The organism is Amycolatopsis aidingensis (assembly GCF_018885265.1).
Classification (GTDB): domain Bacteria; phylum Actinomycetota; class Actinomycetes; order Mycobacteriales; family Pseudonocardiaceae; genus Amycolatopsis; species Amycolatopsis aidingensis.
This window is the reverse complement of record NZ_CP076538.1, coordinates 2,681,066-2,704,663: the sequence shown is the minus strand read 5'-3', so window position 1 is coordinate 2,704,663 and position 23,598 is coordinate 2,681,066. Positions and strand designations below refer to the sequence as shown.

The following is a 23,598-nucleotide window of genomic DNA, read 5'->3' as shown; positions in this document are numbered from 1 at the left end:
CCCTACCGGCGCAGGGGCACGAGATCGTCGGCGTGCACGACCTCGCGGCGCTGCTCGGCGGGGAGCTCGTGGCTGGATCGCCCGATCAGCGCGGGCAGCTCGGCCACGTCGAAGGCCACCACCCCGCGGGCGACGACCTGTTGCGCCGGATCGACCAGGTCCACCACGTCCCCGGCCTGGAAGTCGCCGTCGACCCCGGTGATCCCGGCCGCCAGCAGCGAACGCCTGCGGTCCACCACGGCGGCGACCGCGCCATCGTCCAGATGCAACCTTCCGGTCGTGCCCGCCGCATAGCCCAGCCAGAAGCGGCGCGCGGACAGCCGGGAGCCCGCGGGGCGGAACGCGGTACCGACCGCGGCAGCGGCCAGGGCCTGCGGCGCTTCGGCGGCGGCGGCCAGCAGCACCGGCACACCCGCCGCGGCTGCGGTACGCGCGGCGGCCAGTTTGGACACCATGCCGCCGGTGCCGAGCCCGGAGCTGGACATGCCCACGGTGAGGCCCTCGATATCGGACTCACCCGTGACCTCGGTGACCTTACGGGTCGCCCCGTCCCGGGGATCCCCGTCGTACAGGGCATCCACATCGGACAGCAGCACCAGGCCATCGGCACCGATGAGGTGTGCGACCAGGGCGGCGAGCCGGTCGTTGTCGCCGAACCGGATCTCCTCGGTGGCGACGGTGTCGTTCTCGTTCACCACCGGCACCGCGCCGAGTGCCAGCAACCGGGAGAAGGTGCGCTCGGCATTGCGGTAGTGCGCGCGCCGCACCACATCGTCGGAGGTCAACAGGACCTGGCCGACCGTGAGCGAGTAGCGGCCGAAGGACTCGGCGTAGGCGTGCGCCAGCGCGAGCTGGCCGACGCTGGCGGCGGCCTGCTGGGTGGCCAGGTCCCGCGGCCGGGTACCCAGCGCGAGCGGCGCGAGCCCGGCCCCGATGGCACCGCTGGACACCAGCACGAGCTGGCTGCCCGCGGCCACCCGCGCGGCGATCGCGTCCACCAGCGCGTCCAGCCTGGCCACGTCCAGACCGTCGCCTGCCGAGGTGAGCGCGGAAGAACCGACCTTGACCACAAGCCGCTTCGCGGCCGCGATGGCCTGCCTGGTCTCACTCACGCTCGTCGTCCTCTTCGGACGTACCCTCCCGGCGCATCCTGCGGGCCTCCTTGCGCTCCGCAGCGCCGACCCGGCCGTGCTCATCCAGCCGGGCGTCGGTGCCCCGGCCGGACATCCGCGCCGCGACCCCGGCCGGAGTGGACGGCTCCCACTCGAAGGTGCGATCGCCGATGGTCACCGGGCTACCGGGCCGCGCGCCCTGACGGGCCAGTTCCTCCTCGACCCCGAGCCGGTTGAGCCGGTCGGCGAGGTAACCGATGGCCTCGTCGTTGCCGAAGTCGGTCTGCCGGATCCAGCGTTCCGGGCGCGGCCCGCGCACGATGAACCCGCCCGGCTCCTCCGGGTCCGGTTCGACCGTGAACCCGCTGTCGTCCACGGCCACCGGCCGCACCACCACCTTGGCGGGTTCCGCGGGCGGCTGCTCGGCGCGGTACTCCTCGACCACGGCGGCCAGCGCGTAGCTGAGCTCTTTCAGCCCGTGCCGGGAGGCCGTGGACACCTCGAACACCCGCAGCCCGCGTTCGGCGAAATCGGGCCGCACCAGTTCGGCGAGCTCCGCGGCCTCGGGAACATCCACCTTGTTCAGCACCACGATCCGCGGCCGCTGGGCCAGATCACCGCCGAGGCTGGGCGTGTACTGCGCCAGTTCGTCCTCCAGCGCGTCCATATCGGACACCGGGTCCCTGCCAGTCTCGTAGGTCGCGCAGTCGATGACGTGCACGAGCACCGCGCAGCGCTCGATGTGCCGGAGAAAGTCCAGTCCGAGGCCCTTGCCCGCGCTGGCCCCTGGGATCAGGCCGGGCACGTCGGCCATGGTGAACACGGTGTCGCCCGCGGTGACGACGCCGAGGTTGGGCACCAGGGTGGTGAACGGGTAGTCCGCGATCTTCGGCCGGGCCGCGGACAGCACCGAGATCAGTGAGGACTTGCCTGCCGAGGGAAAACCCAGTAGGCCGACATCGGCCACCGACCGCAGCTCCAGCACCAGGTCGCGGGCCTCCCCTGGCTCGCCGAGCAGGGCGAAGCCCGGTGCCTTGCGGGCGCGGGAGGCGAGGGCGGCGTTACCGAGCCCACCCCGGCCGCCCTTGGCCGCGACGAACCGGGTGCCGGGGCCGGTGAGGTCCGCGATCAGCTCGCCGTCCTCGGTGAGCACCACGGTCCCGTCCGGAACCCGCAGCTCCAGCGGCTCCCCCGCGGCGCCCGCGCGGTGACTGCCCTGGCCCTGCTTGCCGTTGCCTGCGCGGGCATGCGGACGGAAGTGGAAATCCAGCAGGGTGTGCACCCCGGGGTCGACGACCAGGACCACATCGCCGCCGTTGCCCCCGTTACCGCCGTCCGGGCCGCCGAGCGGTTTGAACTTCTCCCGGTGCACCGAGGCGCACCCGTTCCCGCCGTTGCCCGCAGCCAGATGGATTACCGCGCGGTCAACGAACCGGGACGCCATGTCTCCATAACCTTTCGAAAGTTCTGACAAACCCCGGGCGACGTGAACGAGGGGCGGGCCGGACCGTGCGTCCGGACCCGCCCCTCGTCAGGTGCTCGCGTGGGTAGCGGCCGGGCTCAGGCCTCGGCCGACACGATGTTGACCGTCTTGCGGCCACGCTTGCGGCCGAACTCGACCGCACCCGAGGACAGCGCGAACAAGGTGTCGTCGCCGCCACGGCCGACGTTCACACCGGGGTGGAACTTCGTGCCGCGCTGGCGGACCAGAATTTCGCCTGCCTTGACGACCTGACCACCGAACCGCTTCACCCCGAGGTACTGCGGGTTGGAGTCACGGCCGTTGCGAGAGCTGGACGCGCCCTTCTTGTGTGCCATGGCTGGTCAGGTCCTTACTTGTTGATGCCGGTGACCTCGACGCGGGTCAACCGCTGGCGGTGACCCTGCCGCTTCTGGTAACCGGTCTTGTTCTTGAACTTGTGGATGCGGATCTTGGGCCCTTTGGCCTGCTCGACGACCTTGCCGGTGACCGAGACCTTCGCCAGCGCGTCAGCGTCCGTGGTGACCTCGCCGCCATCGACATACAGCACGGCGGGGAAGGTGTGCTCGGTGCCCGGCTCGCCCTCGAGCTTCTCGACCTCGACGACGTCGCCGACGGCCACCTTGTACTGCTTACCGCCGGTCTTGACGATCGCGTACGCCGACACGGAAGTCTCCTGCTTACTCGACAATGGGTGAGGGCTTGTGCGACCGGCCCGCAGCCAGCGGTCCTGGGTCGCGCAATGTGGCCCGCACTACCGGCGGGCCACATAACAGCTTACGTGCTGCCCGCAACCGCCGTTGCACCGGGGTCGCCGTCCTTGGTCATCAGGTCTGGTCCGAGGCGTTGACCGGCGGCCCAGCCGGTCGCGAGGCGGCCCGCCGGGTACGGCGGCCGGTGGGCCGCGGGGCACGGGCGGGCACGGCCGGTTCGGCGGACTCCCCATGCTCCCCGGACTCAACGGGCTCGGCGGACTCCCCGGTCGCGGCGGATTCGCCTGCCTCGACCGGCCGCACGGACTCGACGGGCTCGGCGGCCGCCTCCGGCACGTCCTGGTCCCGGTGGTGACCGTTACGCGCCTGCTGCTCGGGCTGTTCCTGGACGTCCTGCGTGCCTGCCCCGTCGCCGTCCGGGCCCTTCGCCGCGGCCGCCTTCGAGGCGCTGGCCATGGCCTGCACCGCGGTGGCCACCGACTCCCGCTGCTCCGGCGTCGGCCCGGATGCGGCCTCGCCGCGCTGCTCCGCGGGCGCGGACTCCTCGCCACCCTTGCCCCGGCCCCGGGACCGGCGCGAGCCGCCGTGCTGATGCCCGCCGCCCTGGCTGTTGCCATTACCGCGATGCGGCTCGGTGGACACTGTCAGGCCACGGCCCTTGCAGTGCTCGCAGGTGCTGGAGAAGGCCTCGAGCAGGCCGGTTCCGATCCGCTTGCGGGTCATCTGCACCAGGCCGAGCGAGGTCACCTCGGCGACCTGATGCCGGGTACGGTCCCGCCCGAGGCACTCGGTCAGCCTGCGCAGCACCAGATCGCGGTTGGACTCCAGCACCATGTCGATGAAGTCGATCACGATGATCCCGCCGATGTCCCGCAGCCGCAGCTGGCGCACGATCTCCTCGGCGGACTCGAGGTTGTTGCGGGTGACCGTCTCCTCCAGGTTGCCGCCGGAACCGGTGAACTTGCCGGTGTTCACGTCGATCACGGTCATCGCCTCGGTACGGTCGATCACCAGGTAGCCACCCGATGGCAGCCACACCTTGCGGTCCAGCGCCTTGGTGATCTGCTCGTCGATCCGGTAGTCGGCGAAGACGTCCCCGTTGCCGGTGTAGCGCTTGAGCCGCTCGGTGAGGTCGGGCGCGACATGCTGCACGTAGGCGTTGATCGTCTCCCACGCGGTGGCGCCCTGCACCTCCAGTTTGACGAAGTCCTCGGTGAACAGGTCCCGCACCACCTTGACCAGCAGGTCGGGCTCCTCGTAGAGCATCGTGGGCGCCCCGGACTTCTTCTTGCCCGATCCGGAACCCGCCGAACTCACCTTCTCCTGGATGACGTCCCACTGCGCCTTCAGCCGCCGCACGTCCCGGCCGAGCTCCTCCTCGCTGATGCCCTCCGATGCGGTGCGAATGATCACACCGGCGTCCTCGGGGACGATCCGCTTGAGGATGTCCTTCAGCCTGCGCCGCTCGTTCTCCGGCAGCTTGCGGGAGATTCCGGTGGCGCCACCCGCCGGCACATACACCAGGAACCGGCCCGGCAGGGAGATCTGCGTGGTCAGCCGGGCACCCTTGTGCCCGACCGGATCCTTGGTGACCTGCACCAGCACGCTGTCGCCGGTGGAAAGCGCCTGTTCGATCTTGCGCGCCTTGCCCTCCAGCCCGGCGGCGTCCCAGTCGACCTCACCGGCGTACAGCACGGCGTTGCGGCCACGACCGATGTCGATGAAGGCCGCCTCCATCGAGGGCAGCACGTTCTGTACCCGGCCGAGGTACACATTGCCCACGATCGAACCGCTGCCCGCCGAGGTCACGAAGTGCTCGACCAGCACCCCGTCCTCCAGGACACCGATCTGGGTTGTCTCGCCCTTCTCCGCGACGACCATGGTGCGATCGACCGACTCGCGGCGGGCGAGGAACTCCGACTCGGACAGGATCGGCGCGCGGCGGCGGCCGGCCTCCCTGCCGTCCCGCCTGCGCTGCCGCTTGGCCTCCAGCCGGGTGGAACCGCGCACGCTGCGCACACCGTCGCGCTGCTTGTCGTTGCTCTCACCCTTGCCGTCGCCCTTGCCATCGCGGAGGTGCACCACGGTGTTCGGCGGATCGTCCTGCGTGGAGCCCTCGCCGGAGTCGGAGGAATCGCCGTCCCCGCCCTTGCGGCGCCTGCGCCGCCGACGGCGCCTGCTCCCCTCGCCGTCCTCGGCGTCAGCCCCGTCACCGGCGTCCTTGTCGGCGTCCGACTCTTTGTCCTTTTTGTCTTTATCGTCCTTCTTGCCCGGCTTATCGTTCTTGTCGGACTTCTCGGACTTCTTGTCCTTGGCTTCTTTGCCGCTTTCCTTGCTGCCGGCCTTGGCGGCGTCCTTCTTGCCCGCCTCGTCCTTGGCCATGGTCTTGGCAGGCTCGCCCGGTTCGCCGGTCTCGGTGCCCGCCTCGTCCTCGCGGGCCTCACCGGAGCCGTCCTCGCCGCCCTTGCCCCGGCCGCGGCCGCGGCGACCGCGGCGGCGCCGACGGCGGGCACCACCATCGCCTTCGCCGTCCTCGGCGTCACCGTCCACGTCGGTACCGGCCGATTCCTGCTCATCGGACTGCTGGTCGGCCGGCGTGTCCTCAGCAGGAGCGGGCCGCGGCCGCTGCTCGACGACCGGCTCCGGCGGCAGGAAAACCGGGGAGGGCGCGGCGAACACCGGAACGTGCGGGCGATTCGCGGACCCCTCCTCGCGCGACTCGTTCCCGGCCGGTGCGGGCGCCTCCTGCTGAACCGGTTGTGTGGCCGATGTCACCGTTTTGCTGGTTTCCTCGGGCGTGCCGCCCACCCCGAGCGCCTCGCCGAGCCGTAAGGCGACCTCACGCGACACACTGGACTGCGCGCTGCGCACGCTCTCCCCCAGCTCGGTCAGCTTGCCGAGCACCTCCCTGCTACTCGAACCGAGCAGTTTGGCGAGGGCGTGCACCCTGATCCGCGCGGGCAGGTCGGCCAGCGGGCCGGCTGCGGGTGTGGCGGTAGTCCCGCCTGTGTTCTCGGCGGGTGTCTCCGCGTTCGACATACATCTCCTCCGCCCCGGGCGCGTCCACCGGCCCGGCACCGGGTCGAGACCGTCTCGACTCCGGCACCGGCTGGCTGGACGCGGCCGCGCAGGGGCCCTTTCCTGTTTTGGTCCACCGCCGGGGTATGCCGACGGCGGGAATCCTCTGGTCAGTCCTCGAGTTGGGCGCGATGCGGGTCGTACACCTCGGTCGTGCCTACCGCACCAGCATCCAGCCGCCACGAACCACGTTTGGCCGGGCCCATCGGGGCCCGAACGGCTGGACTGCGCATAACCCTCCTTGTTCACGCCACGGCAGGAGCCGGGCATCCCCGGCCACCCCCGGTGGCAGGTCCACTCGGCGATGTCCCGGCCGAACTCCCCGGCTGCTCGCCGCCTCCCATATCGTCCAGCCACCGGGCACGTCACGTGCTCCCGGCGGCGACGTCATGGCGTTCGTCCGGCACGTCGCCGGGCCATTGGACCGTCGCACACCCCGCCTTCCGTGGTGCAGGCGGACCAGTAGCCGTCACCGAGTATCCCATACCGGCGGCATACCCATGGGTACTCGGTACCGCGTGGCCGTGCACCTACCACCGGCCGGGCGAACTTTGCCGGATCGCTTGTCCACTCCCGGTGAGGTGGCTACCGTGCGCCTCGGAGCGGCCCACCAGCGGTCGGCCAACGGCCACCCCTGGTAGAGGACGCACCCCAGCGCCCCATCGATGGAGGTCCCAGTGTCCGTGCTGCGGCTCACCAACGCGGCACTCGCCTGCGCGGTCCTGGTGCTGTCCGGCCAGGCCACAGCCCTCGGCGCGCAGGCCGCTGAGGAACCTTCCTGTAGTAACAGTGGGCACAGTCTACGTTACGTTGTGTTGTTCGACCGATCAACTCCGGAACGCACGGCGGCCGGGCGGGTGACCGCGGCCTGCGGTGCACTGACGACCTACTACCCCGAGATCGGGGTGGCCATCGCCACCTCGGCGGACCGGCGGTTCGCCGAACGCCTCGGTCCGGACCGGGCCTTCAGCGCCGAGGCCGAGCGGCTGGCCGCGCAGCCCGCCGGGCGCACGGCGACCCCACCGGAAAGCCCGCGCGGGCCGGTAGCAACGACGCGGCCGGACTCGGTTCCCCGCGCCGACCGCACCGCGGAGCAGTGGAACATGCAGGCGATCCACGCGGGCTGGGCCCGGCGGGTCAACCCCGGCACGCCGGAGGTCGTGGTCGGCGTCCTCGACTCCGGGATCGATCCAGCCCACCCCGAGCTGCGGGCGGCGGTGGATCCCGCGCTGTCCGCAGGCTGTCTGAGCGGCGCACCGGACACCGCGCGGTCGGCGTGGCGGCCGGGCACCTCGGCGCACGGTACGCATGTGGCGGGGATCATCGCGGCGGCGGACGACGGCCGCGGGATCAGCGGGGTGGCTCCCGGCGTCCGGCTGGCCTCGATCCGGGTCATCGACGATCGCGGGCGGGTGGACCCCGCGGCCGCGGTGTGCGGCTTCATGTGGGCCGCCGAGCACGGCATGGCGGTCACCAACAGCAGCTTCTTCGTCGACCCCTGGTCCCTGTCCTGCCGCCTCGACGACCGGCAGCGGGTGGCGCGCGAGGCGGTCGGCCGGGCCGTGGAGTACGCACACGCCGTGGGCACGCTGAACATCGCCGCCGCCACCAACGAGGCGATCAACCTGACCCCTTCACCGCGCGCCGGGCAGCGGCGACCGCCGGGGCGCGGCGGCTGCGAGGCACTGCCGGCCGGGCTGCGCGACACGCTGACGGTGTCCGCGGTGACCAGCGAGGAGGTGAAGGCGGGCTACAGCTCCTACGGCCTTGGCGTGGTGGACCTCGCCGCCCCGGGCGGCGACGGGGACGACTGCGTGCTGTCCACCGTTCCCGGTGGGTACGCGTCGCGCTGCGGAACCTCGATGGCCGCGCCCCATGTCGCGGGTGTCGCGGCGCTGATGGCCTCGGCCGCACCGGGCCGGTCCGCGACCGCGCTGGCCCGCGAACTCGGCGAGGACGCCACACCGATCCCCTGCCCCACCGACTACGACCTCACCGGGGACGGCAGACAGGAGGCCTACTGCGCCGGGTACCGCGGCTACAACGGCTTCTACGGGCACGGCATGGTGGACGCCTTCGCCTCCTCCGGTCCGGCCTCGTGAGACCGGACCCGGATCAGCGCAGCAGCAGCTTGCCGATCCGGCGTGCGGTGGCCCAGGCCCCGAACCCTGCCAGCGCCAGCAGGTACGCCGTGTGGCCGAGCATGCTCGGGTCCAGCACCCCGACGGCCAGCCCGCGCGCCAGCTCCACCCCGTGGTACAGCGGGATGCACTGCACCACGACCTGGAGCGCGTCGGGATACACCGAAAGCGGGAAGAAGGTCGTGGAAAACAGGAACATCGGGATCAGCGCGAGCTGGATGAACTCGAACTGGGACGGCGAGCGCAGGAAGGTGGCGCAGGCCATCCCGATCGCCGCGAAGGCGAACGCGACGAGCACGGCAACCGGGATCAGCAGCAGCGCCCACGGCGAGGTGACCAGTCCCATCACGGCCATCACCCCGAAGAAGGCGACCGAGTAGACCCCGCCGCGCAGCACCGCCCAGCTGATCTCCCCGATCGCGATGTCCAGCGGCCCCACCGGGGTGGACAGCATCGCCTCGTACAGCTTGGACCAGCGGAACTTGAAGAACACCCCGAAGGTCGCGTCGAAGACCGCGCCGTTCATCGCCGAGGACACCAGCAGCGCCGGGGCGACGAAGGACACGTAGCTCAGCACCTGGCCACCGGGGCCCGCCACCTCGGTGACCAGCTTGCCGAAGCCGATCTGGAAGGCGAACAGGTAGAACAACGGCTCCAGCACCCCGGAGGCGAACACCAGCCAGGCCCGCGAGTACACCAGCATGGAGCGTTCCAGCAGGGCACCGGCCCGGCCGGAGTACAGCGCGGGTGGCAGCACCCGCAGCAGCAGGCCGCCGCGGGCCGACGGTCCGGTTGAGGTGGAGGTAGTGAGTGCCACTCAGACCACCAGCCGACGGTAGAACCAGTGCCGGGCCACCAGTATCCCGGCCAGTACGACACCACCGAGGAACGCCGCGTGCCCCAGGGCGGGCAGCGGGCCGAGGCCGCCGAGGGTCACCCCGCGCGCCAGCTCGTTGCCGTGCCACAGCGGGGAGATCCAGGCCAGCCAGCGCAGCGCCAGCGGGATCTGCGTGATCGGGAAGAACGTCCCGGCGAACAAGGTCATCGGCATGACCACGAAGCGGAACACGGCGGCGAACCGCTCCCCCTCGTCGAAGGTGCTGGCGGCCAGTGCCGTCACCGGTGCCGCGCAGGCCAGCCCGGTGAGCACGCCGATCGGTACGACCAGCAGGGCGCCCGCGTTGAGCCAGGCACCGAACAGGCTGGCGATCACCAGATAGCTGGCGCCGGCCAGGAGCAGACGCATGCATACCCAGAGCAGCTGCCCGCCAAGCAACTGTCCCGGCGTGATCGGGGTGGCGGTCACCGCGATGTACTGCTTCTGCCATTTGAATCCGGACAGCACCGGGTAGCTGGACTCGCCGACGGCGAACATGACCGCCCCGGACAGCAGCATGGCCGGGGCCACGTAATGCAGGTAGGACAGCCCACCGGTGGCCGCGCCCGGCTCCACCTGGGAGCCGAAACCGAGGCCCATCGCGGCCAGGAACAGCACCGGTTGCAGGCCCGAGGAGTACAGGCTCGAGGACCAGTAACGCCGGTACCAGACCCAGTGGCCTTCGACCCGCAGCCACATCGCCCGCAGGTGGCCGACCACCCGCCCGGTTGACTCCACCGTCGTCATGGTCAGTCCACCAGCGTCCGGCCGGTGAGCCGGAGGAACACGTCCTCCAGCGAGCTGCGGCGGACCAGGCTGGAGACCGGGCGCAGCCCCCGCGCGTGCACCTGCTCCAGGGTGGACTCCCCCATGTCGGTGTAGAGCAGGATCCGGTCCGGCAGCACCTCGGTCCGCTGCGCGAGCCCTTCCACCGAACCGGCCACGTCCTGCTCGGTCCCGGGAGTGAACCGCAGCTCGAGCACCTCCCGGGTGGAGTAACGGGCGATCAGCTCGGCAGGCGAGCCCTCCGCGGCGATCCGCCCGCCGTCCATCACCACCAGCCGGTCGCACAGCTGCTCGGCCTCGTCCATGTAGTGGGTGGTGATGATCAACGTGACGCCCCGGGACTTCAGCCGGAACAACCGGTCCCACAGCAGGTGCCGCGCCTGTGGGTCCAGCCCGGTGGTCGGCTCGTCCAGCAACAGCAGTTCCGGGTCGTTCACCAGCGACCTGGCGATCGTCAGCCTGCGTTTCATCCCGCCGGACAGCGAGTCCACCTCGTCCTGCGCACGGTCGGTGAGCTGCGCGAACTCCATCAGCTCGGTGGCCTTCTCGCGCACCCAGGAGCGGGAGAGGCCGAAGTAGCGGCCGTAGACCTGCAGGTTCTGCCGGACGGTGAGCTCGCCGTCCAGGTTGTCCTGCTGGGGCACCACGCCCAGCCGCGCCCTGATCCGTGGCCCCTCCTGGTCGGGGTCCCGGCCGAGGACCGTGAGGTCACCGTCCGAGCGGGGCGAGACGCAGCCGATCATCCGCATCGTGGACGACTTGCCTGCCCCGTTGGGACCGAGGAACCCGAAGGCCTCGCCCTGCCGTACATCGAAGTCGATCCCGCGCACGGCCTCGAACCCGCCGAACCGCTTCACCAGGGCCTTGCCACGCACCAGTGACTCGCCGGTGCCCCCATCGCTGTCCACGAAGGTCACCATAGAACCGGCCACCGACAGGAATCCAATGGATAACCGGTGGCCGGCCCGCAGCCGTTAGCCGATCCGCACGGTCAGCAGCTCGCTCTGCCCGTTCACCGTGACCCGCAGCCGGGCGGTCCCCGCGCGCAACGCGGTCAACGTGCCGGTGGCGGGGTCGAAGGAGGCCACGTCCCAGGGTGCGGGCCTGGTGGTGCCGCCCCACGGCGCCGGTTCCGCGATATGCGTGCGGGACTCGCCCGCCCAGTCCGCGCTGACCGGGTAGCCGACCGGAACGCTGCGCTGCCCCTGCCGCACGCTCGCGGTCACCCGCGCGCTCTCCCGCGGGGACAGCCTGGCCGGGCCGTCCAGGACCAGCTCGTCCACGTGCGCCCTGGTCTCGATCCGGACCTGCTGCCGGGCACGGGGGTCGACCCGCAACATGCTCCAGCCGGTGAACCCGCCATCACCGGGGGCGGCCGAGGGTGCCTTGCCCGCGTTGCCGTTCACCAGGTACGGCACCCCGTCGACCCTGGACAGGTCGAACACGCCGGCATGCGCGGTCACCACCCCGGCCGGTTTCCCTGACCGCCGCTCGAACTCGGTCAGCCACTCGGTCACCAGCCCGGCCTCCTTGCGGTCGGCCAGCTGCGAGTTGCCGGTCGGACTGGGGTCCTCGACCGGGTGGTGCATGGCCACCAGCACCCCGCGCACGGCGTCGTCCGCACGGGCCTGCTCCAGCGCCGAACGCAGCATCCGCACCTGGTCGAACCCGCCGGCGCGCAGGCTGCCGCGCGAGGTGTCCAGCAGCACCATCCGGATGCCTTCGAGGTCAACCACGCGGTGGGTGGCGCCGAACTCCGCGGTGAACTCGCGCAGCCCGTGCCCGCCGTCGGCCTCGTGGTTGCCCGGCAGGTAGTACCACGGCACCTTGCCCGCCAGTTCCTGGTCGATCAACGAGCGGGCCAGGTCGAAGTCCGGCGCGGTGCCGCGGTCGACGAAGTCACCGTTGATCAGCACCACGTCCGGCCGGGCCGCCACCGCCTCCCGCAGCGACCGCCGGGCCTGTGCCACCAGCGGGCCGTCCGGGTTGTCGGCGGTGAACTGGGCGTCGCTGACCACCGCCACCCGCAGACCCTGGGTACCGGCCACCCCGTCGGTCACCAGCGAGACGTCGCGTTCGGGCGGGTCGGCAGGCACCCGCACGGAGGGCGCGACCCCGACGGTGAGGTCGTCGAACACCAGCCTGCCATGGTACTGCCGCTCGGCAGCGGTCTCCACCGCGTAGAACCTGACCAGCCGCTGCCCGTCCGGCAGTCCGGCGGGGACGGTGCCCTGCACGTAGCGCCAGCCGGTCCAGTCGACCTTGCGCGTGAGGTCCACAATGGACCGCACGCCGGAGTTGTCCCGCAGTTCGGCGCGCAGCCAGGCGCCGTTGCCGTCGCCGTTGACCCAGAGGCCGATCTTCTTGGTGCCCGACGGCAGGGACAGCGGTTCCCTGGCGTTGACATAGGCGGCGCGGGTGGCGTTGGCCCCGGTGAGCCGGTAGTCCATGGCCAGACCGCTACCGCCTTCCCGTCCGTCCGCATCGGACAGTGCAGCCCCGACAACACTCGGGTAAACGCTGGCGTGCCACTCCGTCGAATTGTCCAATGGGGACAGAACCTGGTTCTCGCTGCCGACCGAGGCGGCCAGGTTGGTGGTCAGGCCCGCGGCGCTCGCGGTGATCGCGGTGGCGCCGGACTCGGCCACGGCGGTGACCAGGAACCCGTCGCCGTCCGGTTCCACCCGCACCACATCGGGGTCGTAGTCGAGCCGCACGTCCTCGGGCTCGATCCAGGTACCGTATCCGTCGGCGTCGTAGCCGTAGACCTGGAACCGGCCGCTCGCGCCGGAGCCGGACAGTGCCACCTGCTCGGTGCTGCTGCCCAGCCGCACCGGGCTGCCGAGCACGGTGAGCGTGGTGTGGTCCACCGCGCCCCTGCCGGCCGCGTACACGTCCACCTCGGCGTGCCGCGCGGGATCGAACCAGTCCCGCCGCGCGGTGAACTCCGAACCGTTCACGGTGCCCCGCAACGGGTTCGTGGTGAACCAGAACGGCCGCGCCGGCACCGGGGCGCCGGTCTCGTCGTGCCCGCGGGCGACGAGCTCGCGGGTCAACCCGGACAGCACCCTTCCGGCGTCCTCGGTCTCCTGCGCGGGGCCAGGGGCGAAGCCGGTCAGCTTGCCACTGCCCGGTTCGGTGCCGATGCCGAACCCGTTGGGCACCGGGCGCTGCTGCCCGTCCGATGGCGAGTTGCGCACCTCGGCCGTCTGCTCGCCCTGTTGCCTGGCCAGCAGGGTGGAGGAACCGCCGCCGTCCAGGTTGATCGCGTCGTGCGCGCCGAGGGACTTCAGATGCCGGGCCAGTTCCAGCTCGGTCATGCCGCGGCTGTCGGCCTGCCTCCCGTCGATGGTCACCAGCCACATCCGGTCGCCGTCCGCGGAGAAGCCGACCGCGGTGCGCGGGTGCGCCGCCACGTTGTCCACCGGCTGGATCTCGCCGTCGGCGACCAGCACCCGGTTCCCGCCGACGGCCACCGCGATATCCCCCGCGTCACTGCGCGGGGCGTATCGCACCCCGACCCGGTCGCCGGGGCGCAGCCCGGCCAGGGCGTCCACCCCGGAACCCCTCGCCAGCAGCAACATACTGCCCGCTGGAACCGGGCCCTCGACCGGCTCGTCCCGCATCCGCGCCACCACGCCGTCGCGCAGTTCCACCTCGAGTACCCGCTGCGCGCCCGCGACCGCGGTGTGCCGGGATGCCTTGCCCCACAACGGGGTGTACAGCCCGATGCCGTCCCCGGCGACCTTCGCGCCGTTCAGGTTGGTCACGGTGACCCGCTCGCCGCCCGGCAGGGTGAGCGAGGCCCGCAGGAACACCTCGGCCAGCCGCGCCTTGCCCTGCTCGGTGACGGCGGCGGTGAGGTTGTGCCCGGAGGCGGGCGCCGTGTGCAGCTCGCCGTCCTCGATGCCGACCCCGAGCGGCGCCCCGGTGGCGCTGATGTCGAAGAAGTCGCCATTCACCCCGGCCACCGCGCCGGTACTGGCCACCTGCTCCGACAACGGGGTCCGGGTGGACACCGTGCCGGGGCTCAGATAGTTCGGCCGCAGTGAACCGGAACCGAGGTCGACGGCCAGAGTGTCGCCGCGGATCCAGCCGTTCGGGTCGAACCGGTCGAACTCGGTGAGCCGCAGCCCGGGTGCCACCGGCGTGGTCGAACTGCTGGTGACCAGGCCCTGGTCCGCTGCCGACCGCACCGAGGGGCCCGCGGGCAGGTAGGTCGCAGGCCCCTCGCCCGCGGAGGAGGCCGCGGGCGCGGACTCGGCGGGCGGCGGCCCGAGCGGGGCCGCGAGCGGATCGGCGGCGACCGGCGCGGCCGGCAGCAGCAGGACCAGCGCGACGGCCCCGATGGCGGCAGGACGTGAATTCTTCACAAGCTTCCCCAGTAGCGCGTCAATGTCTAGACCATTGAACCCGGTCCGGGTCCACGGGGGAAGACTTGCGGGTGAACGGCGGGGGAATCTTCACCCGCCGGAACAGGGCGTCAGGGCATAGCCACCGGGTCGAAGGGCTCGCGGTCGGGCTGGCACACCGTGCCCTCGGGCGGCAGCTTGCCGTCGATGAAGTAGCTGTCCAGCCCGGAGTCGATGCAGGCGCTGTAACCACGCGCACCGTGCCCGAAGGAGTCCAGGGTGAGCAGCCGGGCGTCACCGAGCAGCTTCGAGGTCCGCACCGCGTCCTCGTACGGCGTGGCCGGGTCACCCTGGCTGTTGCCGATGACCAGCACCGGGTTCGCGGTCTCCCGGTCCCACGGGCCCGCGTAGTGGTCACGGTCGTAGCCCGGCCAGGTGGCGCACGGCACCGAGAGCCAGGTCCACGCCGAACCGAACCCGCGTGCCTCGCGGTCGGCCTTACGCGCGTACCGGGACCACAGGTACGGATTCCCTGGGTTGCTGGTGTCCGAGCACATCACCGCGATGCCCTGCTCCGGACCGGTGTAGCGGGCCTGGTAGCCCGGTCCCGGAACCGGCTGCGGGATCTCGGCGACCGGGGTGCTGCTCAACCGGGTGTCCGGTTCGATCGCCTGGTGCAGCGCCTGCAGGAAGTCCGCCAGCGCCGGGGCGGCCAGTGCGCTGTAGAGCGCGCCCTGCACGCTGCCGACCGCGTCCTGGTAGGTGATCTCGCTGCTGGACCCGTCCGGCGTGCTGATCGTGATCGGCTCGCGCTCCAGGTGGTCGAGGATCCGGTTGTACTTCGCCAGCAGGTCCGCGCCCGGCTCCCGGAAGGCGCAACGCTCGTCCTCGGCGCAGGCGTCCAGGAAGGAGTTCAACGCGCGCTGCGACCCGTTGTGGCTGCCGAGCCGGTAGGAGAACGGCTGGAAACGTTCCCTCGGGTGGTAGCCGGTGGTCCACTCCACCGGATCGAGCACGGCATCGATGGCCAGTGCCCGCACCCGCTCCGGGAACAGGTTCGCGTACACCGCGCCGACATGGGTGCCGTAGGAGATTCCGTAGTAGGAGATCCGCTCCTCGCCGAAGGCCTGGCGGAGCAGATCCATGTCCCGCGCGACGTTGGCGGTGGACATATGGTGCAGCAGCGGGCCCGCGTTGCGCGCGCAGAGCTCGCTCGCCTTCCTGGTGTCCCGGACCAGCTGGCGCACCTCTGCCGGGGTGACCGGGAACGGGCCCCCGAGCAGCTGGCCGTCGTCCGGGTCGGCGAAGCAGCGCAGCGGTGTGCTCGAGCCGATGCCACGCGGGTCGAAGCCGACGATGTCGAAGCGTTCGTGCAGGCGTTCGGTCAGTTTCGGCGGAATCCGTCCCGGGCCACCGGGGCCGCCCGGGTTGTACAGGATGGTGCCGATCTTGTTTGCCTGGTCCTTGGCTGGCAGCCTGCCGACGGCCAGGGTGATGCTCTGCCCGTGCGGCCGCCGGTAGGACAGCGGGACCTCGGCCTCCGCGCATTCGTAGGCGGCGGGGTAGTCCTCCCCGCAGGAACCCCAGGCCAGCTCCGGCACGGGCGCCCCGTTGGTACTCAGTACCTGTGGTTCCGCTGCCGCGGTGGCCTGCCCCGTGGTGAGCAGGCCCGCCGCGAGCAGCATCGAGCCGAACGCCCCGAGGAGACGCCGACTACGAGCCGGTGAAAACCCCACCTTCGCAACCCCTTTCAGGTAACCGGATGCCGATCGTGATGGCGACCATATCGGCATCCGGCACACCCGTGCCAGGTGCGGCTGTCCCGCTGTGAGTGGCCCGTTCCCTGCGAATTTCGCAATGAACACAGTGACGCGTCAGCGTCTCCGGTTGGGTGGTGGTGGGAGACGGGTGGGCGGGACACTCACAACATCAGGCTCAGCGGTTGGGGAACCAGAGCTTGAGCTCGCGCTCGGCGGACTCGGGCGAGTCGGAGCCGTGCACCAGGTTGAACTGGGTCTCCAGCGCGAAGTCCCCGCGCAGGGTGCCGGGGGTCGCCTTCTCCACCGGGTCGGTGCCGCCCGCGAGCTGGCGGAACCCGGTGATGGCACGCGGCCCCTCAACGATCATGGCGACCACCGGCCCCGAGGTGATGAACTCGAGCAGCTCGCCGAAGAACGGCTTCTCCTTGTGCTCGGCATAGTGCTCCTCGGCGACCGAGCGCTCGACCTCGCGCAGCTCCAGCGCGGCGATGGTGAGGCCCTTGCGCTCGATCCGGCTGATGACCTCACCGATCAGCCCCCGCTCGACGCCGTCGGGCTTGACCAGGACCAGCGTGCGCTCACTCACGACGGTGTTTCTCCTCGAGTAGACATGAAAACTGTGCTATTGCCGCGCAGCCTAGCGAGTCGGTCATCGCCACCGTGGACGCAGGGTCCTCGACCACAGTGCGGCACCCGTGCCGTCGCGCAGGTGGACGGTGAGATTCCCGCTCCTGCCGTCGATGTCCAGCTCGCCGAAATGCTGGTATCCCTCCAGCGGCGAGGTGTTCGGCCGCGGCGGCGCGTGCACGAACACGGCCTCCGGGCCGAAGGTCGGGTCCAGCGTGTTCGGACCGAAGGCGCCCGCGTTCAGCGGGCCGCTCACGAACTCCCAGAAGGGGTCGAAGTCGCCGACCGCGGCCCGGTCCGGTGAGTAGTAGTGCGCGGCCGTATAGTGCACGTCCGCGGTCACCCAGACCACATTGCGCACGCGCCGCCGCGCCAGCTGCCGCAGCACCCAGGCGAGCTCGTGTTCCCTTCCGCCGGGAGCGCCGGGCCGCCCGTCGGCAACGCCCTCGATGTCCTCGCCGTCCGGCACGATCAGGCCGATCGGCATATCCGACTGCACGATCTTCCAGGTCGCCGTGCTGCGCGCCAGCTCGCGTACCAGCCAGGCGGCCTGCCGCCTGCCAAGGATCCGGCCGCGTTCGGTGTGGTCCATCGTGTTCGCGTCGCGGTAGCTGCGCATGTCCAGTACGAACACCTCGGCGTGCGCCCCGTGCCGGAAGCTGCGGTAGACGCGGCCGTCCACCGCGGCGCGGGCGTCGATCGGCTGCCATTCGTGGAACGCACGGAAAGCCCTGCGCGCCAGCACGTCGACCCGTTTCTCGGTGTACTGCGGCAGGTCCAGGATCTCACCGGGGCACCAGTTGTTCACCACCTCGTGGTCGTCCCACTGGACCTGGCTGGGCACCGCGGCCGCGAAGGCGCGCACGTTCTCGTCCAGCAGGTTGTAGGCGAACTGGCCGCGGTACTCCTCGAGCGTCTCGGCGACCTTGGACTTCTCCGGGGTCATCAGGTTGCGCCAGATCCGGCCGTCCGGCAGTGACACGGTCTCGCTCAGCGGCCCGTCGGCGTACACGCTGTCCCCGTTGTGCAGGAACAGGTCGGGGTCGCGCTCGGCCATCGCCGCGTAGATCGACATCCCGCCGGCCTCGGGGTTGATCCCCCAGCCCTGGCCCGCGACGTCACCGGACCACAGCAGCCGCACCCCGGCGCGGCCCAGCGGCGCGGTGCGCAGCCGCCCGGTGAGCGGCTCGCTCGTTGCTCGCCCGTCCAGGTCCTCGGCGGTGACGCGGTAGTGCAGGTCGGTGCCAGGCGGCAGGAACGGCACCCGCAGCTTGCCGGTGCCCCCGGTCTCCTGCGTGAGCAGCGGGCCGCACAGCCTGCGGGCGTGCCGGAAGGACGGGTCACGGGAGACCTCGACCAGCATCCGCGCCGGGCGGTCCGCCCGGGTCCAGATGATCGCCGAGTGGGCGCTGACGTCACCGGACTGCACGCCGTGGGTCAGCACCGGGCGGCCGCGCCGGATCAGCGCGGGTGCGGCGGACACGGCCGGGGCGGTGGCGGCACCCGCGGCGAGCGCGCCCGCACCGAGCAGGCCGGCCCGCAGCAGGGAGCGGCGGCCGAGCGGGTGGGAACTCGTCAATTCGGTCATGCCCGCTCTTCTATCCCGCGCCGGGAGCCACCCGGACAACGGCGGCTGTCCAGGTGGTGAACGTGCTACTGCTCCTGCTGCTGGCTCGGCAGCCTGCCATCGGCCATCCGGCGGGCCACATCGCGGCGCAGCCAGAACAACCACAGCCAGATCCCCAGGAACAGCACCCCGATGACGGTCACCGCGGGCAGCCAGACCACGAAGGCGATCAGCGCGACCTGCAGTGCGAGCACCACCCAGGTCACCCAGGGGTGACGCAGGAAGCCGCAGCACAGGATGAGCGCGAGGGCGATGGCCCCGACCGTCCACGCCTGCCCGCTGGCGATCCCGTCGCCGAGGGTGCCCACCACCGGCAGCGCCAGCCCGACCACGATCGCCTCGATCACCAGCGAACCCGCCATGACCCCGCGGAAGGACTTCATCGGGTCCCGGGGTTGCGCCGGTTCCTGCTGCTCGCTCACCGCGGCTCCTTGCCGAACAGGGTGCGGGCCTGGCCCGCCGTCACCACCGATCCGGTGATCAGGACACCACCGCCCGCCAGCGGCTCCTCCGGGTCGTCCGGCTGCTCCACCAGTCCGACCGCGGTCTCCACCGCGGCGTCCAGGGACGGCTCGGCGACCACCCGCTCGTCCCCGAACACCGCCACCGCCAGCTCGGCCAGCTCGGCAACCGGCATGGCGCGGGGTGACTCGGGACGGGTAACCACGATCTCCGAGACGACCGGTTCGATCGCCTCCAGGATGCCGCGGGCGTCCTTGCCCTCCAGCACGCCGACCACGGCGGCGAGCCTGCGGAAGGCGAACTCCTCGGCCACCGTGGTGGCCAGCGCCCGGGCGCCGTGCGGGTTGTGCGCGGCGTCCAGCAGCACCGTGGGTGCCGCCCGCACCCGTTCCAGCCTGCCGGGGGTGACCACTTCGGCGAAGGCCTCGCGTACCGCGTCCACCACCAGCTGGCGTTCCTTGCCCGCGCCGAAGAAGGCCTCGACCGCGGCGAGCGCGAGCGAGGCATTGGCGGCCTGGTGCGCCCCGTGCAGCGGAAGGAAGATCTCGTCGTAGACCCCGCCGAGGCCCTGCAGTCGCAGCAGTTGCCCGCCGACGGCGATCTCGCGGGACAACACGGCGAACTCGCTGCCAGCCCTGGCCACGGTCGCGTCCACGTCCACGGCCCGCTCCAGCAGCACCCGCTCCGCCTCGGGCTCCTGCTCGGCGAGCAGGGCGATGCTGCCCGGCTTGATGATCCCCGCCTTCTCCCGCGCGATCCCGCCCAGCTCGCTGCCGAGGTACTCGACATGGTCCACGCCGATCGGCGCGACGACGGCGACCTGCGCATCGGCGGCATTGGTCGCGTCCCAGGTTCCGCCGAGACCGACCTCCAGCACGGCCGCCTCCACCGGGGCGTCGGCGAAGGCGGCGAAGGCCATCCCGGTGAGCACCTCGAACTTGCTCATCGCGGGCTCGCCCGGCCCGGCCGCGTTGTCCACCATGGACACGAACGGGGCGACATCGCGGTAGGTGTCCACATAGGTTTCCGGGGAGATCGGCTCGCCGTCGATGCTGATCCGTTCCGTGACCAGTTGCAGGTGCGGGCTGGTGTAGCGGCCGACCCGCAGCCCCATCCTGGTCAGCAACGCCTCGATCATCCTGGCGATGGAGCTCTTGCCGTTGGTGCCGGACACCTGCAGCACCGGATAGCCCCGCTGCGGGTCACCCAGCAGGTCGAGCAGGGCGGTGATCCGGGTGAGCGAGGGCTCGATCCTGGTCTCCGGCCAGCGCTCGTTCAGCTCGTTCTCGACCACGGCCAGCTCGTAGCGGGCCTGCTCGGCCCTGGCCGCCTCGTCGACGACCGGTTCCTCGCGCTCCTCCTCGGGATCGTCCGGCAAGGGCCCGGCGACGAAGTTGGCACCGGCGGAGAGTTCCGGAGGGAACTCCTGGTCGTCGGACGACTCACCTGACGGCACACACACTCCCAACTCGTGCCTTCTCGTGGACGGGGTGAGTCTACGTGCGCGTGTTCTGGCAGCTTGGAGTGCGTGCCGTTCAGTCACAATGATCACCACCACCCGCTGTTGCTGCGCAGGGCTGCCCGCGGCAGAGGTGGTCAAGCTGGCCGCGGCCCCGGCGAACCTGGTGGCGCGCGGGGCAGCACCGTCCGCATCCCGCTGTTCTGGCGTTATCTGCTGGCCTACCGCAAGCCGGTCACCAGCTGACCGGCAACCGGTGCACCCCGTAGATGCCCATATCGGTACGCAACGGCACCTCCTCCGGCGCCACCGCCAGCCGCAGCCCGGGGAACCGGCGGAACAGCTCGGCATAGGCCAGCCGCATCTCGATCCGGGCGAGTTGCTGGCCGAGACACTGGTGCACCCCGTGCCCGAAGCCGAGATGGCCACCGGCGTCCCGGGCCAGGTCCAGGCTGTCCGGATCCTCGAACCGATCCGGGTCCCGGTTCGCCGCGGGCAGGGCGACCGCGACCGACTCCCCCGCGCGGATCAGCTGCCCCGCCAGTTCGACGTCCTCGACCGCGGTACGCACCAGGCCCTGGTGGATGATGGTGAGGTAGCGCAGCAGTTCCTCCACCACCCCCTCCACCGGCACACTGCCCGCGCGCAGCGCAGCCGCCTGCCCGGGGCGCTGCAACAGCACGAAAGTGCCAAGGGCCAGCATGTTCGCCGTGGTCTCGTGCCCGGCGACCAGCAGCAGGAAGGCGATGGTGGCCAGCTCGTCCTCGGTGAGCTCGCCACCGGCGATCAACCCGCTCAACAGGTCCTCGCCGGGTTCGGCCTGCTTGCGGCGCACCAGCTCGCCCAGGTAGGTCAGCAGCGAGCGCACGGCGGCCGAAGCCTCCTCGTCGGTGGCGTCCAGGCGGAGCATGATCGCGCTGTCCCGCTGGAACTCCTCCCGGTCGGCATACGGCACGCCGAGCAGCTCGCAGATGACCAGGGATGGCACCGGCAACGCGAAGTCGTGCACCAGCTCGGCAGGCGGGCCCGCGTGCGCCATGGCGTCCAGGTGCTCGCGCACGATCTGCTCGATCCGCGGCACCAGCTGGTTCATCCTGCGCACGGTGAACTGCCCGGTGAGCAGCTTGCGGTAGCGGGTGTGCTCCGGCGGGTCCATCCCGATGAAGAAGCCCGGCCTGGCTGGGCCGCCGACTGCGATGTCCGCCACCTTCGGCCTGCGCACCACCGAGCGCCGCACATCCAGCCGCGAGCTGAACCGGGGTTCGGCCAGCACCGCCTTGGCCAAGGCGTGCGTGGTCACCATCCACCCGAGGTGTCCGTCCGGGTAGGTGAGCCTGCTCAGCGGCTCATCGGCCCGCACGTCGGCGAACTCCGGCGGTGGGTCGAACGGGTTGGTGCGGTGCTGGGGGTAGGTCCGGGTCATGTCTCTCCCCTTCGACGGACTCGTGTGACAGTCACCACCAAACACCATCAGGTGTATTTTTACAAGACATGTAATATTTCCGCCGTTGTAAGATACGCCGATGGTGGAGACGGCAGGGCTGCGCGAGCGCAAGAAGCAGCGGACGCGGGAGGCCTTGTTCGAGGCCGCGACGCGGCTGTTCCAGGAGAAGGGCTACGAGCGGACCACCGTGGCCGAGATCGCCGCCGAGGCGGGTGTGTCCACGAAGACCCTGTTCAACTACTTCCCAGGCAAGGAAGAGCTCATCTTCGGCCACCGCAGGGAACGCATCGAGGTGCTGCGGGAGCGGATCGTGGCCCGGGGTGGGCGGGAGCGGCCCGCCGACCTGCTGGCCAGGATCGTGGAGGAGTTGCTGACCACGCTCACCTCGACCGGTGGTGAGCCCAGCTTCGAGGTGAGCCTCGAGCAGGCCCGGCTGATCATGGCGGTACCCGAGTTGCGGGCGCGGTCGCTGCAGTTGCTGGTGGACGCGCAGCAACGGCTCGCCGACGCGCTCCGCGCCGCCTACCCGGATCGGTACGACCCGATCACCGCGGCGGCCACGATCGGCGCACTGGTGGGCGCGATGCATGCGGCGCTGACCGCGAGCCTGGCCCGGAACGAGTCACTCGAACAGGCGATCCTCGCCAGCCGGCGGGCGGTCGAGGTGGCTCTGGCCGGGATCCGGGCGAACTGACCCCCGATCGGGCGCAGCGCGCGCGGCGGCACGTCGGCTAGGAACGTAGGCAGGCCGATCAAAGGGGATCCCATGCGTACTCGCCGGAGCCTGTCCACCACCGCGAGCGCGATCACGGTCGCGCTGCTCACCGCGGTCGTGCTGACCGCCAGCACCCTGACCGCCGCCGCGACCGGCGGCACCACGGCGACGTTCCGGCACTACGTCGCCCTCGGCGACTCCTACACCTCCGGGCCACTGATCCCGCTGCCCCGGCTGGACCCGGTCGGCTGCGTCCGCTCGACCAGCAACTACCCCGCGCTGCTGGCGCACCGGCTACGGGTGCACAGCTACACCGACGTCAGCTGCGGTGGTGCGGACACCGGCGATATGACCAGCCCGCAGGATGTGTTCCTGGGACCCAACCCGCCGCAGTTCAACGCGCTGCGACCGCACACCGACCTGGTCACCATCGGGATCGGCGGGAATGACTACGGGGTGTTCGGCAGCCTGGTCGACACCTGCCCACAGCTGCGGTCCGGCGATCCGACCGGCGCGCCCTGCCGGGAACACTTCACCGAGGACGGGGTGGACACCATCCTGGCGCGGATCGCCGACACCCAGGACAACGTCACCGAGGTGCTGCGCGGAATCCACGAACGCGCACCGCGGGCGCGGGTGCTGCTGATCGGCTACCCCCGGATCGCCCCGGAAGTCGGCTACTGCCCGAAGGTGCTTCCCTTCGCGGAAGGCGACTACGCCTGGCTGAACGAGGTGGAGAAGGCGCTGAACGGCGCGCTGGAGAAGGCGGCCGCGGCGGACGGCGCCACGACCTATGTGGACACCTTCGGCCCCTCGCTGGGGCATGACGCCTGCCAGCCACGCGGCACGGCCTGGGTGAACGGCCAGCACCGCAAGCTGCTGGCCGCGGCCGAGTACCACCCGTACTTCACCGGCATGCGGGGCGTGGCCGAGGTGACCTACGCCCACCTGCGGTAGCCGCCGGC

At 71.2% G+C, this 23,598-nt stretch carries 19 protein-coding genes; 4 read left to right on the top strand and 15 right to left on the bottom strand.

Annotation, left to right across the window (positions count from 1 at the left end; all coding sequences use genetic code 11):
* Positions 1-2: 2 nt before the first annotated feature.
* The 5 genes from proB to KOI47_RS12655 all read right to left on the bottom strand — a co-directional run bounded on the left by proB (position 3) and on the right by KOI47_RS12655 (position 6,344).
* On the bottom strand, positions 3-1,112 hold the full coding sequence (gene proB / locus KOI47_RS12675) for a glutamate 5-kinase (protein ID WP_216216166.1): 1,110 nt from the start codon (positions 1,110-1,112) through the stop codon (positions 3-5).
* The gene (gene obgE / locus KOI47_RS12670) at positions 1,105-2,556 is read right to left on the bottom strand and encodes a GTPase ObgE (protein WP_216216165.1); all 1,452 of its coding nucleotides are present in this window, start codon (positions 2,554-2,556) and stop codon (positions 1,105-1,107) included. Before obgE ends, proB begins: the two co-directional genes overlap by 8 nt.
* 116 nt (positions 2,557-2,672) lie before the next feature.
* Entirely contained in the window at positions 2,673-2,930 is a 258-nt protein-coding gene (gene rpmA / locus KOI47_RS12665; RefSeq protein ID WP_216216164.1) for a 50S ribosomal protein L27, read from the bottom strand.
* 14 nt (positions 2,931-2,944) lie between these two features.
* Positions 2,945-3,259 carry a 50S ribosomal protein L21 gene (gene rplU, locus KOI47_RS12660; protein WP_216216163.1) on the bottom strand — a complete coding sequence of 105 codons (315 nt, stop codon included), beginning with the start codon at positions 3,257-3,259 and terminating at the stop codon, positions 2,945-2,947.
* A gap of 160 nt (positions 3,260-3,419) precedes the next feature.
* Positions 3,420-6,344 (bottom strand): translation initiation factor IF-2 N-terminal domain-containing protein, encoded by a 2,925-nt coding sequence (locus KOI47_RS12655; protein WP_216216162.1) that lies wholly within the window; start codon positions 6,342-6,344, stop codon positions 3,420-3,422.
* Between the two features lie 716 nt (positions 6,345-7,060).
* On the opposite strand from KOI47_RS12655, the gene KOI47_RS12650 reads away from it, so the two are divergent.
* A complete protein-coding gene (locus KOI47_RS12650) occupies positions 7,061-8,485 on the top strand; it encodes a S8 family peptidase (protein ID WP_232376708.1) in 1,425 nt (474 codons plus the stop codon).
* A gap of 13 nt (positions 8,486-8,498) precedes the next feature.
* Here the strand turns inward: KOI47_RS12650 and KOI47_RS12645 are convergent, their stop codons facing one another.
* The 9 genes from KOI47_RS12645 to folC all read right to left on the bottom strand — a co-directional run bounded on the left by KOI47_RS12645 (position 8,499) and on the right by folC (position 20,471).
* Entirely contained in the window at positions 8,499-9,341 is an 843-nt protein-coding gene (locus KOI47_RS12645; protein WP_232376707.1) for an ABC transporter permease, read from the bottom strand.
* Positions 9,342-10,148 carry an ABC transporter permease gene (locus tag KOI47_RS12640; protein WP_216216160.1) on the bottom strand — a complete coding sequence of 269 codons (807 nt, stop codon included), beginning with the start codon at positions 10,146-10,148 and terminating at the stop codon, positions 9,342-9,344. It abuts the gene before it with no gap.
* Positions 10,149-10,150: 2 nt separating this feature from the next.
* On the bottom strand, positions 10,151-11,107 hold the full coding sequence (locus KOI47_RS12635) for an ABC transporter ATP-binding protein (protein ID WP_216217270.1): 957 nt from the start codon (positions 11,105-11,107) through the stop codon (positions 10,151-10,153).
* A 54-nt stretch (positions 11,108-11,161) separates the two neighbouring features.
* Positions 11,162-14,560, bottom strand: coding sequence for a phosphodiester glycosidase family protein (locus KOI47_RS12630; protein WP_216216159.1), 3,399 nt, complete (start codon positions 14,558-14,560; stop codon positions 11,162-11,164).
* 110 nt (positions 14,561-14,670) lie between these two features.
* Positions 14,671-16,224 carry an alpha/beta hydrolase gene (locus KOI47_RS12625; protein ID WP_216216158.1) on the bottom strand — a complete coding sequence of 518 codons (1,554 nt, stop codon included), beginning with the start codon at positions 16,222-16,224 and terminating at the stop codon, positions 14,671-14,673.
* A gap of 250 nt (positions 16,225-16,474) precedes the next feature.
* Positions 16,475-16,885, bottom strand: a complete 411-nt coding sequence (gene ndk, locus KOI47_RS12620; protein ID WP_216216157.1) for a nucleoside-diphosphate kinase — start codon at positions 16,883-16,885, stop codon at positions 16,475-16,477.
* 63 nt (positions 16,886-16,948) lie between these two features.
* Positions 16,949-18,514 carry an alkaline phosphatase D family protein gene (locus KOI47_RS12615; RefSeq protein ID WP_216216156.1) on the bottom strand — a complete coding sequence of 522 codons (1,566 nt, stop codon included), beginning with the start codon at positions 18,512-18,514 and terminating at the stop codon, positions 16,949-16,951.
* 65 nt (positions 18,515-18,579) lie between these two features.
* On the bottom strand, positions 18,580-18,936 hold the full coding sequence (locus KOI47_RS12610; protein ID WP_216217269.1) for a DUF4233 domain-containing protein: 357 nt from the start codon (positions 18,934-18,936) through the stop codon (positions 18,580-18,582).
* Positions 18,937-18,971: 35 nt separating this feature from the next.
* A complete protein-coding gene (gene folC / locus KOI47_RS12605; protein ID WP_216216155.1) occupies positions 18,972-20,471 on the bottom strand; it encodes a bifunctional tetrahydrofolate synthase/dihydrofolate synthase in 1,500 nt (499 codons plus the stop codon).
* 72 nt (positions 20,472-20,543) lie between these two features.
* Between folC and KOI47_RS12600 the strand changes: the two genes are divergently transcribed.
* Complete coding sequence (locus KOI47_RS12600; protein WP_216216154.1) at positions 20,544-20,720, top strand: hypothetical protein; 177 nt, start codon at positions 20,544-20,546, stop codon at positions 20,718-20,720.
* On the opposite strand, the gene KOI47_RS12595 is transcribed toward KOI47_RS12600, so the two are convergent.
* Positions 20,710-21,897: a cytochrome P450 gene (locus KOI47_RS12595; RefSeq protein WP_216216153.1), complete on the bottom strand. Its 1,188-nt coding sequence runs from the start codon at positions 21,895-21,897 to the stop codon at positions 20,710-20,712. The two genes, KOI47_RS12600 and KOI47_RS12595, sit on opposite strands and share 11 nt — an antisense overlap.
* A gap of 100 nt (positions 21,898-21,997) precedes the next feature.
* Here KOI47_RS12595 and KOI47_RS12590 point away from each other — a divergent pair, with 100 nt between their 5' ends.
* Positions 21,998-22,612: a TetR/AcrR family transcriptional regulator gene (locus KOI47_RS12590; protein WP_216216152.1), complete on the top strand. Its 615-nt coding sequence runs from the start codon at positions 21,998-22,000 to the stop codon at positions 22,610-22,612.
* A 72-nt stretch (positions 22,613-22,684) separates the two neighbouring features.
* Positions 22,685-23,590, top strand: coding sequence for an SGNH/GDSL hydrolase family protein (locus KOI47_RS12585; RefSeq protein ID WP_216216151.1), 906 nt, complete (start codon positions 22,685-22,687; stop codon positions 23,588-23,590).
* Positions 23,591-23,598 lie beyond the last annotated feature (8 nt).

Excerpts from the sequence above, each read along its gene's own strand:
- KOI47_RS12585 (WP_216216151.1), top strand. The coding sequence starts at position 22,685 with ATGCGTACTCGCCGGAGCCTGTCCACCACCGCGAGCGCGATCACGGTC.
- KOI47_RS12655 (WP_216216162.1), bottom strand. The coding sequence starts at position 6,344 with ATGTCGAACGCGGAGACACCCGCCGAGAACACAGGCGGGACTACCGCC.
- rpmA (WP_216216164.1), bottom strand. The coding sequence starts at position 2,930 with ATGGCACACAAGAAGGGCGCGTCCAGCTCTCGCAACGGCCGTGACTCC.
- KOI47_RS12590 (WP_216216152.1), top strand. The coding sequence starts at position 21,998 with ATGGTGGAGACGGCAGGGCTGCGCGAGCGCAAGAAGCAGCGGACGCGG.
- KOI47_RS12615 (WP_216216156.1), bottom strand. The coding sequence starts at position 18,514 with ATGACCGAATTGACGAGTTCCCACCCGCTCGGCCGCCGCTCCCTGCTG.
- KOI47_RS12610 (WP_216217269.1), bottom strand. The coding sequence starts at position 18,936 with ATGAAGTCCTTCCGCGGGGTCATGGCGGGTTCGCTGGTGATCGAGGCG.
- KOI47_RS12595 (WP_216216153.1), bottom strand. The coding sequence starts at position 21,897 with ATGACCCGGACCTACCCCCAGCACCGCACCAACCCGTTCGACCCACCG.
- KOI47_RS12640 (WP_216216160.1), bottom strand. The coding sequence starts at position 10,148 with ATGACGACGGTGGAGTCAACCGGGCGGGTGGTCGGCCACCTGCGGGCG.
- KOI47_RS12625 (WP_216216158.1), bottom strand. The coding sequence starts at position 16,224 with ATGCTGCTCGCGGCGGGCCTGCTCACCACGGGGCAGGCCACCGCGGCA.
- obgE (WP_216216165.1), bottom strand. The coding sequence starts at position 2,556 with ATGGCGTCCCGGTTCGTTGACCGCGCGGTAATCCATCTGGCTGCGGGC.
- KOI47_RS12635 (WP_216217270.1), bottom strand. The coding sequence starts at position 11,107 with ATGGTGACCTTCGTGGACAGCGATGGGGGCACCGGCGAGTCACTGGTG.